Below are 17,219 nucleotides of genomic sequence, written 5' to 3'. Positions count from 1 at the left end.
TGGTTGTTTTTAGTATTTTGGCAGTAGAATCATTTATAATTAACTGATTAGTATGAAATATAGAGTCGCTACTCCGTCATTAAATCTAAGAGATTTTCCGGCAACGCAGGATAATTCCAAAATTTTAATACAAATACCATTTAGACATACCGTTAAATTAATTGAAAAAACAGCTTCAGATTGGTGGAAAGTAAAACTTTTAAACACTGAAAAAGAGGGTTTTGTGTTTTCAAAAGACATCGAGCTTGTCGATGAAACGAATCAAAAAAGTATGGATATCGAAGTGCCCAATTTTGAACCGGATGCTAAAGCAAGTCTGGACAGTAAAGAGGAAACATACAAACCTATTGGCGATCCTTCAATTCCGTTTAGAGATTTAACAAGTCTGGAGTCTAAACTGACATCAATTCGTAAGATAATTACTGCGCTAAATGTTTCAAAAAGTTTCCGGTATCAGAAAGACGCATCGGATACCTATTGTAATATTTATACTTTTGATTATTGTTTTTTTGCCAGGGTCTATATCCCCAGATTGAGATGGACTGATAAAGCAATCGAGCAACTGGAGAAAGGAAACGAAGTAGTATTGGTTTTTGATGAAACGGTAAGGCCTTTTTATTCCAATTATATCTACGATTGGTTTTTGCAATCGGGAAGTGGGTTTGGTTGGGAAAGAATCGATGATGTTGATGAACTTCAAAAGAAAGTAAATGCCAATGGAGGAGTAGGAATCATCTGTGCCAAAAGATTTATCCTGAATAAATCAGGACATATTGTAGTGGTCGTTCCGGAAACGGATACAGATAAAGCTTTTAGGAAAGACGGCAAAGTCATTTATCCGTTGCAATCGCAAGCAGGAGCGGATAATTACAATTATTTTTCAGAAATCAGAAAAGATTGGTGGGACAATAAAGATCCGGAAAAAGGATATGCGGCTGCTATCTTTTATTATCATGATTAGTTTTAAAAAAAATTGTATAAATAAATACCCTTCTTGCGGGCTTACTGTCAGCGAGAAGGGAAATTAAATAAAGCTTATTATAAAAAGACACCTTGCATTTGTGATGCATGCTTATTTTTTAATTAGTAAAGAACTACAAAAGCCTTTTTCGTAATAGGTAGCGTGTAAACTGCTGAATATTTGATCGTAAATTTCTAAAGGATCATTCGATTCTATCGTAATAGACAATATGTTTTCTAAAAGGCCGATGAATTTTGATGGTACATGCGTTTCTTTGCCGTGGATAATAGATTCGTAGACAAAGTTATTCCATTCCAAATCGCAAATAGGATTTTCGATTTCGTTTAACAAGGCATGATCCATAATAAAAACAAGAAAATTCAAAACCTCTTGTAAGTGCTTTTCATCGAAATAATCAAATATTCGAAATTCAATACCATGATTTTTGTGCTTGTGAAAATTGATGTCTAGCCCAATTTTATCAATTTTTTCATAATCCGATATTTCAGAATAACGATTTACCCACCATAGCGGATTATCATGCATCGGATGTTCGTCAAAATTCATCTGGACGATTTTCCCGGTTTTCATTACATTGGTGTCATAGGTTCCCACCCCAATGTATCTCGACATGGCACATCGTTGTGATGCTTTTGTTAAATTGACGCTGCTGTCATTGTGCGATAAATAATCAGAAGAACCGAATTTAATCATAAATAATGGACTCAACCATTGGAATAATCGAATTGCTCTCTGGTGTTTTTTTATAAAACCTATTTTGTCTTTAATTTCACCATCTGTATTTAACTCAGTAGGAATAGTTAAATTGAAGTGATAGGTCATATTATTAAAAACAGAATAATTAGTATTATTTGAAATAAATATCGCAAAAGGATGGTTTGTAGAGCATATTTTTATGGCGCCATATTCCGCAAATATTTTATCTTTATCAAAGGCGCTTTGTAAGTTGTTTATGAAACCTTGCTTTATTGTTGCCAGTTCAGCAATGGCCGAATCAATATCTGTTTTGTAAAATTTTTGCGTAACAAATTCAACTGTGTCACCGTCAAAAATGAATTCTTTTTGAAGCTCGTCTATAAAATAAGGATTGTTTTTTTGTAATATTTCAAAGATACTTTCCCCTAAATATTCAGGATTTGGTTCATTATCTATGGGATCAAAAGTCTTATGCTGGTTGTTGATGTCCGTTTTTGTAAACGAATGGGAGTTCATCAGTACAGGTAAATAATATTCTTTATCGGATAATATTTTTAGTAATGAATTCTGGTAAATGTTTTCTTTGTAATTCTTAAAATGATTAACACTATACTTTTCATGAAGTCCTTTAGTCAGTAAAAAATCTTTGTCCACCACACGGTGGTTTTCAAACTCTAAATAACATTCATTTTCGATTCCTACGCCCCAATACAAATCATTTGACTTATATTGATTCCTGTAATCTTTGTGCTTATCCAATAATTCAATTTCAAAACTAACAGCATTCATGCTATGATCCGTCATAAACTTTTTTCTCCTTCTTTTAATAAATTATGTTGATATGGGATGCTACTTTATCAGGTAGTTTTTTTGAAGTATTTTTAATCTGCTGATTTTAAGTTAAGATTCAAACAGCTTCTCAAACACTTAGTTGTTTTTTTGATGCGGTTCAGGTTTATTTTTTCGCTTGCAAAAGACCTGATAGAGACAACTCAATTTTTTTGCAAATTTACGTTTAATTTAAATCATATTCAAGCTATTTTTTCAAATCTGGAATTTTATTTTTTTGTGGTAGAAAGTATTGTTTTGCTTCACTGTAAAATACTCATAATTATACATTTAAAAGGGACGTGTAAAATGCGTAAAATTGTTTTTTTGTTCCAAAATAAAAGTTTACGACCACTTTATAACTAGACTTATTTAGACACAAAAAAAAACGATTAATATTGGATTTTTAGTCGTTTTCTATTTGTTAAAACAGGTATTTTTATCCCAAAAAAGCTTTCAATTCCTCATACGTTTTAATTTTTACGCTCACTTTTTCCTTTCCCAATACGCTTTCAATTTGTGTAGGAATCGGCAGTTTTACCTTTAATGTTGCTTCGACGGTGTCTAAAAACTTAATTGGGTGAGCAGTTTCTAAGAAAATACCAATCGCATTCGGGTGATTTTCTAATTCTTTTTTCAATCCCAAATAACCAACTGCTCCGTGCGGTTCTGCAATGTAACCGTCGGTATTGTAAATGGTTTTCATGGCTTCAATCGTTTCTGCATCAGAGAACGTAAACGAAGAAAAATCTTTTTTGAGTTGTTCCAAATCATTTTGGTACATTTCCTGAATTCGGATAAAATTACTTGGATTCCCCACATCCATCGCATTCGAAATTGTAGCTTTGGAAGGTTTTGGATCATAAATTTCGTTTTCTAGAAATCGGGGGACCGTATCATTTACGTTCGTAGCCGCTACAAAATGTTCAATTGGCAATCCCATCTTTTTTGCAATAATACCCGCGCAAATATTTCCGAAATTCCCACTTGGGCATGAGAAAACTATCGGTTTGTTTTGTTTCTTCAATTCTTTATACGCAAAAAAGAAGTAAAACATTTGTGGCAACCAACGCGCAATATTTATCGAATTTGCCGAAGTCAGGTTTTTATGCTTTAGACTTTCGTCCATGAACGCTTTTTTGACCATCTCCTGACAATCATCAAAAACACCATCCACTTCAAGCGCTTTTATATTCTGTCCTAAAGTGGTCAATTGTCGTTCCTGAATATCGCTCACTTTTCCAGATGGATAAAGTATAATCACTTCTACACCTTTTACGCCAAGAAAACCACTGGCCACAGCACCGCCAGTATCGCCCGAAGTCGCTACAAGAACCGTGTTTTTGCTGTCTTTGTTGTCTTTATTGAAATAACCCAAACAACGCGACATGAATCTAGCGCCTACATCTTTGAAAGCCATCGTCGGGCCGTGAAACAATTCAAGGGAATAAATACCTTTCTCCACTTCTATTACAGGAAAATCAAAACACAACGTTTCGGAAATGATTTGTTTTAAAGTGGCTCCTGGGATTTCGTCGCCCACAAATTGTTGAATCGCTTCAAAAGCAATTTCTTCATTGCTCATATTTTCTATAGTTTCAAAAAAAGCAGCAGGTAAAGGTATTAACGTTTCCGGAAAATACAACCCTTTATCGGTTGCCAATCCTTGTATTACGGCTTCTTTAAAAGAAACTTTAGGTGCGTTATGGTTTAAACTGTAATATTTCATTGTGAGTAATAATTGTAGAATCCGCATCCCAACCCTCTCCACAGGGAAGGGAAACGAAACTGGATTTAGAATGTATTTATTGTAATTTTAAAATCGCTGTGTTTTTTCTTTTATTCCCTTTTCGGGGGTTAGGGGGCTATTATTTTCATTCCTTCATCATTCACTCTAGAAACGTGAATTTCATACGGTAAATTCATTTCGTCGTATACGGCACTCATGGCTTTTGCGATTTTATCAGCGGTTTCCTTTCCTTTGCTTAAAGCAAAAATAGAGGGACCTGAACCCGAAATTCCAGAACCCAAAGCTCCGTTTTCTAAAGCAGTTTGCTTGATTAGATCAAATCCGGGAATCAAAACACTTCGCAGTGGTTCCACGATTTCGTCATGCAGAGAACGCCCGATTAAGTCATAATCTTTGGTGTACAATCCGGCAATCAGTCCGCCCACATTTCCCCACTGCATAATAGCACTTTTCAAGGAAACCGTTTGCTTCAATACCGAACGCGCATCCGAAGTTTTCAATTCAATTTGCGGATGAACCACGGTGGCATACAATTCAGATGGGCTTTCAATTTTTATGATATCTAATGGATTATAACTTCTTACTAACGTAAAGCCTCCCAACAGGGCAGGAGCGACGTTATCGGCGTGGGCGTTTCCACTGGCTAGCTTTTCGCCTTGCATGGCAAATTGCACCAACTCTTTTCTTGTAAATGGACGTCCCAATAATTCATTGATGCCAAAAACAGCTCCAGCTGAACTTGCGGCGCTACTCCCAATTCCACTTCCGGCTTTGATGTGTTTGTAGATTTCGATTTCAAAACCAAATTCTGTTTCAATGGCTTCCAACATCGCTAAAGCAGATACACCAGCTACATTTTTTTCAGTTTGCAAAGGCAAGTCGGCACCCACAATTTTAGTGATGCGAATCCCTTTTATATTTGATTTTCGAATAATCATTTCGTCACCCGCAGTTTCTAAACACAGTCCGAGGACATCAAATCCGCAGGAAAGATTGGCTATCGTAGCAGGACAAAATATTTTTATTTCATTCATAATAGTAGTCTTAAAGTCTAAAGTCATAAAGTGGTAAAGTCGTAGAAATGAAAATAAAATCAAGTTGCTATCTTTCAAACTTTACGACATTTGACCTTACGACATATTTATAGGTTTCCAATTCTGATTACATCAGCAAATATTCCTGAAGCCGTTACTGCAGCTCCCGCACCAGCGCCTTTTATTAATAAAGGTTGGTCCACATAACGGTCCGTAAAGAATAGTACAATATTGTCTTTTCCTTCCAGATTATAAAAAGGATGGTCTTTCGGAATAAATCTTAAACCAACATTTGCTTTTCCGTTTTCGAATTGCGCGACGTATTTTAGTCTGGATTCTTTGCTTAACGCTTCTTTATAGATAGTTTCAAAATGTGTTGCATGTTTTTTCAGTGATTCGAAGAAAGCTTCATTTGAAGTAGTATCTAGACATTCTGCCGGCATAAAAGATTCATTGACAATTTCATCGATTTCCATTTTGTATCCACTTTCTCTGATCAGGATCAATATCTTTCTGGCAACGTCAATTCCGCTTAAATCAATCTTAGGATCCGGTTCTGTAAATCCTTGTACTCCTGCTTCTTTTACGACATCATAAAAAGTATTGTTTTCGTCAAAATTATTAAAGATAAAATTCAAACTTCCTGATAAAACAGCTTGAATTTTATTCACTTTATCACCTGAGGCAATCAGATTTTTTACGGTATCAATAATTGGTAATCCAGCTCCAACGTTGGTTTCAAATAGAAAAGGAGCGTTAAATTGTCTGGATAATTTTTTTAATTTTTTATAATTTTCGTACTCCGAAGCACAAGCAATTTTGTTACAAGTTACTACGGCAATATTGCGTTTTAAATACTGTTCGTAGGTTTTGGATACACTTTCATTCGCCGTAATATCAACGAAAATGCTGTTGCGTAAATTGAGTTCTTTTACATTCGCAATGAACTTTTCTTTATCAGCTGGTTCTCCGGTTTCTAGTAAAAATTGCCATTCTTTTAAAGCGATTCCATCCTCATCAAAATACATTTTTCTGGAATTGGACAAAGCAATAACGCGTAGGTTTATTTTCAGATTGTGTTTAAGGAATTTTTTTTGTTGGTGAATTTGCTCGATGAATTTCTCCCCCACATTTCCAACGCCCATCACAAATAGGTTTAACTGTTTCGTATTTTCTTCAAAAAAGTTTTCGTGTAAAGTATTTAGTGCTTTCTTAACGTCTCTTTCATTGATAACCGCTGAAATATTTCTTTCGGATGCACCTTGAGCAATCGCTCTGATGTTGACGTTGTTTTTACCCAAAGTGCTAAACATTCTTCCACTTAAACCTTGATGATTTTTCATGTTTTCGCCAACCAAAGCAATGATACAAAGGTTTTTTTCAACAATGCATGGATCAATTTTGTTTTGTAAAATCTCTACTTCGAAAGCTTTGTTGATGGCATCTTCAGCCAAATCAGCATCAGAATTTAAAATTCCGATACAAATTGAATGCTCTGATGAAGCCTGAGTAATAAAAATCACATTGATATTTTCATGTGATAATACTTCAAAAAGCCTTTTGGATGAACCTGTAACGCCAATCATCCCGGGTCCTTCAAGTGTAATCAAAGTAATATTGTCAATATGGCTAATTCCTTTCACAGGATTGTTGTGACCCATTTCCTGATTTGAAATATAAGTTCCTTCGGCTTCCGGTTCGAAAGTATTTTTGATGAGAATTGGAATATTCCTTTTCAATACCGGTTGAATGGTTGGCGGGTACAAAACTTTGGCACCAAAATGCGACAACTCCATTGCTTCCTGATAAGAAATGAAAGCAATAGATTGTGCTTGTTTTACAATTTTTGGATTTGCAGTGTACATTCCGTTTACATCAGTCCAGATTTCTAAGTCTGATGCATTCAAAGCTCCGGCAAGAATAGCAGCCGTATAATCCGATCCTCCGCGACCTAAAGTAGTGTTTATGCCGTCAAGTGATGCGGCTATAAATCCCGGAATAACTACCACCTGATTTTCATTCGAAGCAAAGAAATCAGCAATTAATTGGTTCGAAACTTCAAAATTTACGGTTGCTTTTCCGAAATGATTATCGGTTTTTATCAATTCGCGACTGTCTTTATAACCGCTATTTTTTAGATTTTGTTTTAAAGCTTCTGCTACAATGTAAGAAGACAATAATTCGCCAAAACTCAAAATAGTATCTGAAGTTCTGGGAGATAATTCGCCTAAAAGGTAACATCCGTCCAGTAAGGTTTCCAGATGATTGATGATTCTTTTGATGTGGCTCAAAAGACTGCTTTGTTCGCTAACGGGAATAAGTTCTTTTAGAGCATCTAGATGTTTTTTCTCAATATCGGCAAGAATATTTTTGAAGCTTTCGTCACCGGCAGCCGCGTTTTGGGAAGCAAGTTGAAGCAAATCAGTAACTTTGCTAAAAGCAGAAACCACAACGATTAATTTTTCCTCTCTAGCTTTATTACTAACAAGGGTTAAAACCAGTTTTATATTTTGTGCATTGGCAACCGAAGTTCCGCCAAATTTTAATACTTTCATAACGAAGTTATTTATTTTTTATGCACCTGTGAATCGCCATTTTCGTGATTAATAGAATGTGGGCGATGTATTGGTGTGTGTTGTTTTTTATAAAAAATGTAATGCTTATTATACATCCAAAGACTGCCTTTCTTTCGAAAAAAAATATAATAACATAGGATTATATGTAAAATGTTTACCCCAAAGGGGTGATTGTAGTTGTTGTAGTAAACGTAACATTAGCGCCAACCCAGATTTGAGTTGTTATAGAAGAGTGATATGTAGCTTTGTTGTTTACCATTTTGATATTTCAAAAATACGAATTTTTATAAAAGACAAATCATTCAATCATGTTTTTGCGAATATTTGAAAATAATAGATGCTATTCGAGGATTGTTAAATATTGTATGATTTGCGAAGGCGGTAATGGAGTTATTCGTATAAATCTTCAGATTTTTCGAATAATGTTCACGGTTGCAGCTTAATTTTATTAGAGATCGAGATTGCAAATCGGCCTTTATTTTTTTTAAGTAATCAAATTTACTTTTCTCTAATACAAAAAAAGTTCACTTTTCATCATAAAGGGAGGATTATGTGACAATTATAAAATGCTGTATTGTAGGTTACATAAGAATATTTGCATAAAATCAAATTTTTGGTTTTGTTTAACTGTAAGTTTAAATTATTGGCAATAAATGTTGTGTAATTATAAAGATTTATTCAATTTTACTTTTCAAACACCTTCAAAATGGACAATACGCATTATATTAGCAATCAATTACTTAGCCTGGAAACATTGACTGAAATTGTTTCGCATCATAAATTACTGGCTTTGTCAGATGAGGCGAAAATAAATATTCAAAAATGTCGCGATTATTTAGACAAAAAAATGGCTTCGCATTCGGATCCTATTTATGGGATCAATACAGGTTTTGGATCGCTTTGTAATGTGAAAATATCCAAGGAGAATTTATCAAAACTACAGGAAAATTTAGTAAAATCACATTCTTGCGGAACGGGGGAGGAAGTGCCAACCGAAATTGTAAAATTGATGTTGTTGCTCAAAATCCAGTCGCTGAGTTATGGACATTCGGGAATTCAATTGCAAACGGTCGAGCGATTGATTGCATTTTATAATAATAATATTCTGCCGGTAATTTATACACAAGGTTCATTGGGAGCTTCGGGAGATTTAGCGCCTTTAGCACATTTATCATTACCTTTATTAGGAGAAGGCGATGTTTATTTTGAAGGAAAGAAAGTGCATTCCAGCGAAGTTTTGAAACATTTTAATTGGGAACCGATTGTTTTGCAGTCAAAAGAAGGATTGGCTTTGTTGAATGGAACGCAATTTATGACTGCTTATGGCGTGCATATTTTGATGAAAGTGAGCAAATTTTCTTATTTGGCTGATTTGATAGGAACAATTTCACTTGAAGGTTTTGATGGGAGAATCGAACCTTTTAACGAATTGATACATTTTATCAGACCTCACAAAGGGCAAATTGTAACAGCCAATCGCATAAAAGGATTTTTGGAAGGAAGTCAGATTATTGAACAGCGCAAAAATCATGTGCAGGATCCGTATTCCTTCCGATGCATGCCGCAAGTTCATGGCGCTTCTAAAGATGCGATTGATTATGTCAAAAAAGTATTCAAAACAGAAATCAATTCAGTGACAGATAATCCTAATATTTTTATAGAAAGCGACCAAATTATTTCCGGAGGAAATTTTCATGGGCAACCATTGGCTTTGGCTTTAGATTTTATGGCAATCGCTTTGGCCGAATTAGGAAGTATTTCTGAGCGAAGAACCTATCAATTGATTTCAGGAAATCGAAATCTTCCCGCATTTTTGGTGGATAATCCCGGTTTGAATTCTGGTTTGATGATTCCACAATACACTGCCGCCAGCATTGCCAGCCAAAACAAGCAACTGGCAACTCCCGCCAGTGTCGATAGCATTGTTTCCAGCAACGGACAGGAAGATCATGTCAGTATGGGCGCAAATGCCGCTACGAAAGCATTACGTGTTTTGGATAATCTGGAACGCATTTTAGCGATCGAGTTAATGAATGCTTCGCAAGCCATTGAATATCGAAGACCATTGCTATCAAGTGATTTTATTGAAATGTTTTTACAAGCGTATCGCGAAGAAGTACCTTTGATTAAAGAAGACCGAATTTTGCATTATGATATCGAAAAGACAGTTTCTTTTTTGAACACTTTTCAAATAGAAAATAATTTGTTAACAATAGCATAACATTAGCAGGTAATAATGAAGTAATTTTGCAAAACTAAATTTTAATGAAATGAACATAAATAATTTTTTCCAATTTTTGGTTCCTAAAGACAAAAAGTTCTTTCCACTTTTTGAAGAAGCGTCAAGTAATTTAATTGAAATTGCTACAAATTTGCATGAAGCTGTAAACCTTCCTTTAAAAGAGCGTGAAGTTCTTTTTCAGAAAATTGATGTTTTAGAGCAAAAAGGGGAGGATATAACGCGTCAAACCAACCTTGAGTTGAGTAGAAATTTTATTACTCCATTTGACAGAGAAGATATTTACTCATTAATAAGTTCGATCGACAACGTTGCCGGTAATCTTCATGGTGCAGCGAGTAGAATGCGATTGTACCAAGTGGATAAAATTACAAAATCTATCAGAAAACTGACCGAAATTAATCTTGAAGCTTGTCAGAACATTGATGTCGCGATAAGAGAATTGAGAGATTTGAAAAAAATGAAGAACATCACTGATGCTTGTCTTCGAATTAATAAGTTGGAAAATAAATCAGATAACGTTTATGATAAAGCAGTTCTTGATTTATTCGAAAATGAAACTGATGCTAAAAACATTATCAAATACAAAGAAGTATTGTCAGTTTTAGAAACTGCAACGGATAAATGTAAAAGTGTAGCGAGTGTTTTAGAATCAATTTCTGTAAAACATTCTTAATTCAATCACTTTTCTTCTGAAATTATAATTATGGAATTTACTCTACTTATAGTTATTATAGTTCTGGCATTGATCTTTGATTACATTAATGGTTTTCATGATGCTGCCAATGCTATAGCAACGGTCGTTGCCACAAAAGTATTAAGTCCTTTTCAGGCAGTTGTGTGGGCAGCTTTTTTTAATTTTTTGGCTTATTGGGTTTTCGGTTTTGGAGTAGCGGATACTGTTGCGAAAACAGCTAACACGATGGATATCAATTTAGTTGTGATTCTAGCAGGTGTTATTGCTGCAATTATTTGGAATTTATTTACCTGGTGGCAGGGAATTCCTTCAAGTTCGTCCCATACTTTAATAGGCGGATTTGCCGGAGCAGCAATTGCTCATGCAGGTTTTGGTGTTGTTTCTTGGTACAAAGAAGGAAAAGATGGTGGCATGCCTTCAGGAGTTTTAATCATTGTTGCTTTTATTATTTTAGCACCCTTGTTAGGAGCTTTAATTTCTTATTTAATCTCGATTTGGTTGCTTAATGCTTCTAAAAAGAGCATTTATCCAAAGATTTTTACAGCTTCTTTAATGCTTATGACAATCTGGTTTGTAGAAAGCCAGATGATATATTACGATCAAATCACAAAACCACGTTTCGACTCCCATTTTTGGAGTGTAGCGTTAGAAGCTCATAATATAAAATGGTTTTTAGTTGCATTCATTGTTCTTTCTATCAGCACATTCTGTTTGATATTTAGTAGTTTAAATTTAAATCAAGCAACGGCATGGCTAAAAAAAATGCAATTGCTATCTTCTGCAGCTTTTAGTTTAGGACACGGTGGGAATGACTCCCAAAAAGTGATGGGTATCATCGCCGCAGCGGTTGCTGTTTATATTAATACAAGTGGTGTTGCCCAAGAAGCATTGCCTAGTTGGTTAGATGTGGTGTTGCCAAATGATGAAGGTGCCTTCAAAATGCCGACTTGGATTCCGCTAGCGTGTTATTCTGCAATTGCAGCTGGAACATTAAGTGGTGGCTGGAAAATCGTAAAGACGATGGGTTCAAAAATCACAAAAGTAACTTCTTTTGAAGGTGTTGCCGCAGAAACTGCCGGAGCACTGACCTTATATTTTACGGAGCATTTTAAAGTGCCTGTAAGTACAACACATACGATTACCGGATCTATCATTGGAGTAGGACTTACTAAAAGAGTTTCTGCAGTACGCTGGGGAATGACGGTAAGCTTATTATGGGCGTGGGTATTAACCATTCCAATTTCAGCAATATTAGCTGCAATCATTTATTATACTTTCAGTATTTTTATTTAATATGTGAATACCATCCATAAAAAAACCATTCTTCAGGAATGGTTTTTTTATGCACTAAAATTAAGTTGGCTAAAACTGGAGATCTTGAATTTCTTTTGTTTTATCAAATATGCTTTTCGCAAATGAACATGTGGGCACAATTTTAAAATTGTTTTCTCGAGCGTATTGTGCGGCTTGTAATACCAGTTTTTTGCCCACATTTTGTCCCGAAAAATCAGGATTTACTTCGGTGTGGTCAATGATAAATTTATCGGTTCCCGACCAAGTATATGTCATTCTTCCGACTTCTACTTGATTGACAACCGCTTTAAAATGGCCATTTTTAGTTTCGTTTAAATGTTCAATTGTCATAAATTTATAATTTAATTTGTTACTATTTCAAAGGGAGGTATGATTAATTTATTCCACTTAAACTTTTGTGAATGTGTTTTCGTTTGTGATAGGTTTGTTTTAAATTTTGATTGCCGGAGATAATGCTGATGTTGCCATCTATTTCAAGCATTGCGAGTTTTACATCTTTAAAATATTCGATTCCATGTTCGCGCATGGCTTCTTTCAATTCATCAGAAGAAATGTTTAATTTGCTCAAGGTTTTAAAATCCAAATTTCCGTCATGGATTAAAATCTCTGGTTTTTCTTGCATGAAATCACTGAATTTGGGGTACTTAAACATCAATTTCTTTAAAATAAAATTAGTGATAAATAGGACTGAAGCTGCGGCCAAACCTCCCCATAAACTGGTGTTGTTTCCAACCATTGCATTTTGAACGGCGTTGCTGATGAGCAGAATCAATATTACATCAGCGGTGTTCAGCTGTGACAATTCTTTCTTGCCAAAAAGACGTAATGCAATAACCATAAAAAAATAAACGGCACTACTACGGAGAATTATCACTAAATACTCGTTCATTTTTTTAGGTTTAATATATTTTTAAAAAGTACTACAAGGACAATAATTCAATATACTGTATTTATAGTGATGCAGAATTATTGGTTATTTCAACTCAGTTTTTTGTTTGAAATTTTTTTCAATTGCTTTGATCATTTCTCCGGCTATGTCTTTATTTGTAGCTCCTTCAATTCCTTCTAATCCCGGTGATGAATTTACTTCCAGCAATAATGGTCCTTTAGCGGAACGAATAATATCAACGCCAGCTACTTTCAAGTCCATTGCTTTCGTTGCTTTGATCGCAATCCGTTTTTCCTCTGCAGTAACTTTTATGACAGATGCCGTTCCTCCAAGGTGGATGTTGGCTCTAAATTCGCCTGGCATCGCTTCGCGCTGAATGGCAGCCACTACTTTTCCGTCAATTACAAAACAACGAATATCTTTTCCGTTGGCTTCCTTGATGAATTCCTGAACTAATATATTGGCATTTAAACTTTTGAAAGCATTGATAACGCTTTCTGCGGCTTTTTTTGTTTCGGCTAAAACGACACCCTTTCCTTGAGTTCCTTCCAATAATTTTACGATTAAAGGAGAACCACCTACCATTTTTATCAAATCATCGGTATCCAAAGGCGAATTAGCAAAACCAGTAGTAGGAATTTCTACACCGTGATTTAGCAGTAATTGCAAAGAATATAATTTATCGCGTGATTGCGTAATGGCGTTCGATGAATTTAAACAATATACTTTTAAGGCTTCAAATTGTCTCGTCAAAGCGCAACCGTAAAAGGTAATACTTGGTCTGATTCTAGGAATGATGGCGTCAAATTGATTTAATATCTTACCTCCACGATAATGGATTTCAGGTGTTTTTGCATCAAGTTTCATGTAACATTCCTTGATGTTTAAGAAATGCATTTCATGACCTCGCATTTCTCCGGCTTCCATAATTCGCTTGTTGCTGTACAATTCAGGATTACTGGCCAGAAGCCCGATGCGTAAACCGGATGTCGCTTTTTCAGAATTTTTATATAATTCTTTTAAAGTATCGGTTGTAGGTTGTCCTAAAAGATATTTTTGTTCAGGATCTACTAAAACTCTTCCACTCATTGCTTCACGTCCCAAAAGCATTCTGAAACCCATGGAATCTCGATTAGTCAGTGTCATTTCTATTGGCCACTGTGAATTTCCAATTTGTAGATTTGTTTGAATAACATAGCGTTGCTCTCTAAAACCACTGGAACTTTTCACAATACGTTTATCAATTAAAGCTGCTTCACAATGAATTACCGTTTTTTGATTATTTTGTATCGGATTAATGTCAAATTTTACCCAGTTGCTCTCATTTTTTATAAATGGAGCGATGTTGATAGCGTGTAAAGCTGATGTTTTTGCACCTGAATCCACTCGGGCTTTTATCGTGGGAATTCCTAATTCAGGAAAAGAACACCATTCTTCACTACCTAGAATAACTTTATTATCTGACATAAAACAATTTTAATTAACCTTTTTTATAAAGACCAAATGTAAATATTTGTTTTCAAAAAAAGTGTGTTAATCGTAAAGAATAAACCCGCTATGTTATAAAAACGTAACGGGTTTACATTATATATTCCTACCAGAATTTAAAGGTTGGTAGGCTCTCCGGCTTTGTGAACCTTAACTGTTAATTCTTGTGCACCATCTTCTATATCCATGAAAATCTCATCTCCAATTGTAATTTTTGAAGTAATAATTTCCTCAGCCAGCGTGTCTTCAACATATTTCTGAATGGCTCTTTTTAATGGTCTTGCGCCAAATTGCCTGTCGAATCCTTTATCCGCAATAAAAGCTTTGGCTTTATCAGAAAGATTCAATTGATAGCCTAATTCTGCTACTCGAGCATATAGTTTTTTCAATTCAATTTCAATAATCAAATCAATATCATGTTTTTCTAAAGCATTGAACACAATTACATCGTCAATTCTATTTAAGAATTCTGGCGCAAAAGTTTTTTTCAATGCATTTTCAATGATACTTTTTGAATTATCATCTGCCTGAGCCACTTTGGCAGCAGTGCCAAAACCAACACCTTGTCCAAAATCTTTTAATTGTCTGGCTCCAACATTTGAAGTCATGATAATTATAGTGTTTTTGAAATCAATTTTTCTACCTAAACTGTCTGTTAAATAACCATCATCCAAAACTTGCAACAACATGTTGAAAACATCAGGATGCGCTTTTTCTATCTCATCTAACAATACAACGCAATATGGTTTTCTGCGAACTTTTTCCGTTAGCTGCCCACCTTCTTCATATCCTACATATCCTGGAGGCGCTCCAACTAAACGAGAAATTGCAAATTTTTCCATGTATTCACTCATGTCAATACGAATTAAGGCGTCTTCAGAATCAAATAATTCCTTCGCCAGAACTTTTGCTAATTGGGTTTTACCAACACCGGTTTGTCCCAAGAAGATGAAAGAACCAATTGGACGATTCGGATCTTTTAATCCCGCACGATTTCTTTGTATCGAACGAGCAATTTTCATTACTGCTTCTTTTTGTCCAATAACCTTCCCTTCAATTAGTTCTGGAAGTTTAGCTAGTTTGTTACTTTCTGTTTGAGCAATACGATTTACGGGAATCCCGCTCATCATAGAAACTACATCGGCTACATTATCTTCTGTAACTTCTATTCGGTTATTTTTAGCATCTTCTTCCCATTGTTCCTGAGCAACAGCTAAATCTTTTTCAATGCGTTTTTCATCGTCACGAAGTTTTGCGGCTTCTTCGTATTTTTGTTTTTTCACCACAACATTCTTCAATTCACGTACATCTTCTAATTGACGTTCGAGATCTAAAATTTGTTTTGGAACTTCAATATTGGTAATGTGAACTCTAGAACCTGCTTCGTCTAATGCATCAATCGCTTTGTCCGGCAAGAAACGTTCAGACATATATCTGTCCGTTAATTTAACACAAGCTTCTATTGCTTCTTGTGAGTAGGTAACATTGTGATGGTCTTCATATTTGTTTTTGATGTTATTCAAAATAGTTATCGTTTCGGAAACTGATGTAGGTTCCACAATTATCTTTTGAAAACGTCTTTCTAATGCACCATCTTTTTCTATGTATTGTCTGTATTCATCTAATGTTGTGGCACCAATACATTGAATCTCTCCGCGAGCTAACGCAGGTTTAAACATATTAGAAGCATCAAGTGAGCCTGTTGCGCCACCGGCACCCACAATCGTGTGAATTTCATCTATGAAAAGAATGATATCGTCATTTTTTTCCAATTCGTTCATCACCGCTTTCATGCGCTCTTCAAACTGTCCACGGTATTTAGTACCTGCAACAAGACTGGCTAAATCTAAAGTGACCACACGTTTATTAAATAAAGTACGTGATACCTTTTTCTGGATTATACGTAAGGCTAAACCTTCGGCAATAGCTGATTTCCCCACTCCTGGTTCCCCAATAAGTAATGGATTGTTCTTTTTTCGACGGCTCAAAATTTGAGAAACACGTTCAATTTCTTTCTCGCGTCCTACTACAGGGTCAAGTTTTCCTTCTTCGGCCATTTCTGTTAAATCTCTTCCAAAATTATCTAAAACAGGAGTCTTCGATTTTTTATTGGATTTATTGGCTGGATTATTGAAAGTTCCTTCTTTTAGACTGTCATCTTGTCCTGAATCGTCATTATATGATTCGTTTCGGGGCAAATTTTCTATAAAATTTTCTTCGTTTGGAGTCATGTTTAAATATTGTTCTTTAGCAACGTCATAATCAATTTTGAGTTTATTCAGTAGCTTGGTTGTTGGATCGTTTTCGTTTCTTAATATGCACAATAATAAATGCGCGGTGCTGATGGACGAACTTTGAAATACTTTAGCTTCTAGGAAAGTGGTTTTCAATGCTCGTTCTGCTTGTCGTGTTAAGTGTAAGTTTTTCTTTTCAACATTTACTTCCAAGCTTGGACTCGCTGGGCTCAGGATTTCCACTTTTCGACGTAAGTAATCTAAATCAACATCCAGGTTGTTCAATATTTGAATTGCTTTTCCGTTTCCGTCTCTTAAAATGCCTAACATTAAGTGTTCCGTGCCTATAAAGTCATGCCCTAATCGCAAGGCTTCTTCTTTGCTGTAAGTAATAACGTCTTTTACTCTTGGTGAAAAATTATCATCCATAATATATATTTGATATCGTAAATTTAGTGAATTAATGATAGAGAAACAAAAACCATTCCCATA

At 35.1% G+C, this 17,219-nt stretch carries 12 protein-coding genes; 4 read left to right on the top strand and 8 right to left on the bottom strand.

Translation table 11 applies throughout. The features are described from left to right. The first annotated feature begins 52 nt into the window (after positions 1–52). Positions 53–961 (top strand): SH3 domain-containing protein, encoded by a 909-nt coding sequence (locus tag ACP7AT_RS04835; protein ID WP_426063216.1) that lies wholly within the window; start codon positions 53–55, stop codon positions 959–961. Positions 962–1,072: 111 nt separating this feature from the next. On the opposite strand, the gene ACP7AT_RS04830 is transcribed toward ACP7AT_RS04835, so the two are convergent. From ACP7AT_RS04830 to thrA, 4 genes are all read right to left on the bottom strand, one after another. Then, positions 1,073–2,482: a hypothetical protein gene (locus ACP7AT_RS04830; RefSeq protein ID WP_426063215.1), complete on the bottom strand. Its 1,410-nt coding sequence runs from the start codon at positions 2,480–2,482 to the stop codon at positions 1,073–1,075. Positions 2,483–2,945: 463 nt separating this feature from the next. Continuing rightward, positions 2,946–4,235 carry a threonine synthase gene (gene thrC / locus ACP7AT_RS04825; RefSeq protein ID WP_426063214.1) on the bottom strand — a complete coding sequence of 430 codons (1,290 nt, stop codon included), beginning with the start codon at positions 4,233–4,235 and terminating at the stop codon, positions 2,946–2,948. Between the two features lie 128 nt (positions 4,236–4,363). After that, positions 4,364–5,290: a homoserine kinase gene (locus ACP7AT_RS04820; protein ID WP_426063360.1), complete on the bottom strand. Its 927-nt coding sequence runs from the start codon at positions 5,288–5,290 to the stop codon at positions 4,364–4,366. Between the two features lie 107 nt (positions 5,291–5,397). Continuing rightward, entirely contained in the window at positions 5,398–7,845 is a 2,448-nt protein-coding gene (gene thrA / locus ACP7AT_RS04815) for a bifunctional aspartate kinase/homoserine dehydrogenase I (protein ID WP_426063213.1), read from the bottom strand. Positions 7,846–8,572: 727 nt separating this feature from the next. On the opposite strand from thrA, the gene hutH reads away from it, so the two are divergent. The 3 genes from hutH to ACP7AT_RS04800 are packed head-to-tail and all read left to right on the top strand — an operon-like array spanning position 8,573 to position 12,095. After that, positions 8,573–10,087: a histidine ammonia-lyase gene (hutH, locus tag ACP7AT_RS04810; protein WP_426063212.1), complete on the top strand. Its 1,515-nt coding sequence runs from the start codon at positions 8,573–8,575 to the stop codon at positions 10,085–10,087. Positions 10,088–10,136: 49 nt separating this feature from the next. After that, entirely contained in the window at positions 10,137–10,781 is a 645-nt protein-coding gene (locus ACP7AT_RS04805; RefSeq protein ID WP_426063211.1) for a DUF47 domain-containing protein, read from the top strand. A gap of 30 nt (positions 10,782–10,811) precedes the next feature. Next, entirely contained in the window at positions 10,812–12,095 is a 1,284-nt protein-coding gene (locus ACP7AT_RS04800) for an anion permease (RefSeq protein WP_426063210.1), read from the top strand. 69 nt (positions 12,096–12,164) lie between these two features. On the opposite strand, the gene ACP7AT_RS04795 is transcribed toward ACP7AT_RS04800, so the two are convergent. The 4 genes from ACP7AT_RS04795 to ACP7AT_RS04780 form a co-directional block, all read right to left on the bottom strand. After that, the gene (locus ACP7AT_RS04795; protein ID WP_426063209.1) at positions 12,165–12,446 is read right to left on the bottom strand and encodes a GNAT family N-acetyltransferase; all 282 of its coding nucleotides are present in this window, start codon (positions 12,444–12,446) and stop codon (positions 12,165–12,167) included. A gap of 43 nt (positions 12,447–12,489) precedes the next feature. Continuing rightward, positions 12,490–13,005 carry a DUF421 domain-containing protein gene (locus ACP7AT_RS04790; RefSeq protein ID WP_426063208.1) on the bottom strand — a complete coding sequence of 172 codons (516 nt, stop codon included), beginning with the start codon at positions 13,003–13,005 and terminating at the stop codon, positions 12,490–12,492. Between the two features lie 84 nt (positions 13,006–13,089). Further along, a complete protein-coding gene (gene rimK, locus ACP7AT_RS04785; RefSeq protein ID WP_426063207.1) occupies positions 13,090–14,472 on the bottom strand; it encodes a 30S ribosomal protein S6--L-glutamate ligase in 1,383 nt (460 codons plus the stop codon). 137 nt (positions 14,473–14,609) lie between these two features. After that, positions 14,610–17,156 (bottom strand): ATP-dependent Clp protease ATP-binding subunit, encoded by a 2,547-nt coding sequence (locus ACP7AT_RS04780; RefSeq protein ID WP_426063206.1) that lies wholly within the window; start codon positions 17,154–17,156, stop codon positions 14,610–14,612. Positions 17,157–17,219 lie beyond the last annotated feature (63 nt).

It is taken from the genome of Flavobacterium sp. DSP2-3-1, from assembly GCF_049896865.1.
GTDB lineage: Bacteria > Bacteroidota > Bacteroidia > Flavobacteriales > Flavobacteriaceae > Flavobacterium.
Note: the sequence above shows the minus strand (reverse complement) of the source record. Positions and strands in the feature narration are given on the sequence as shown.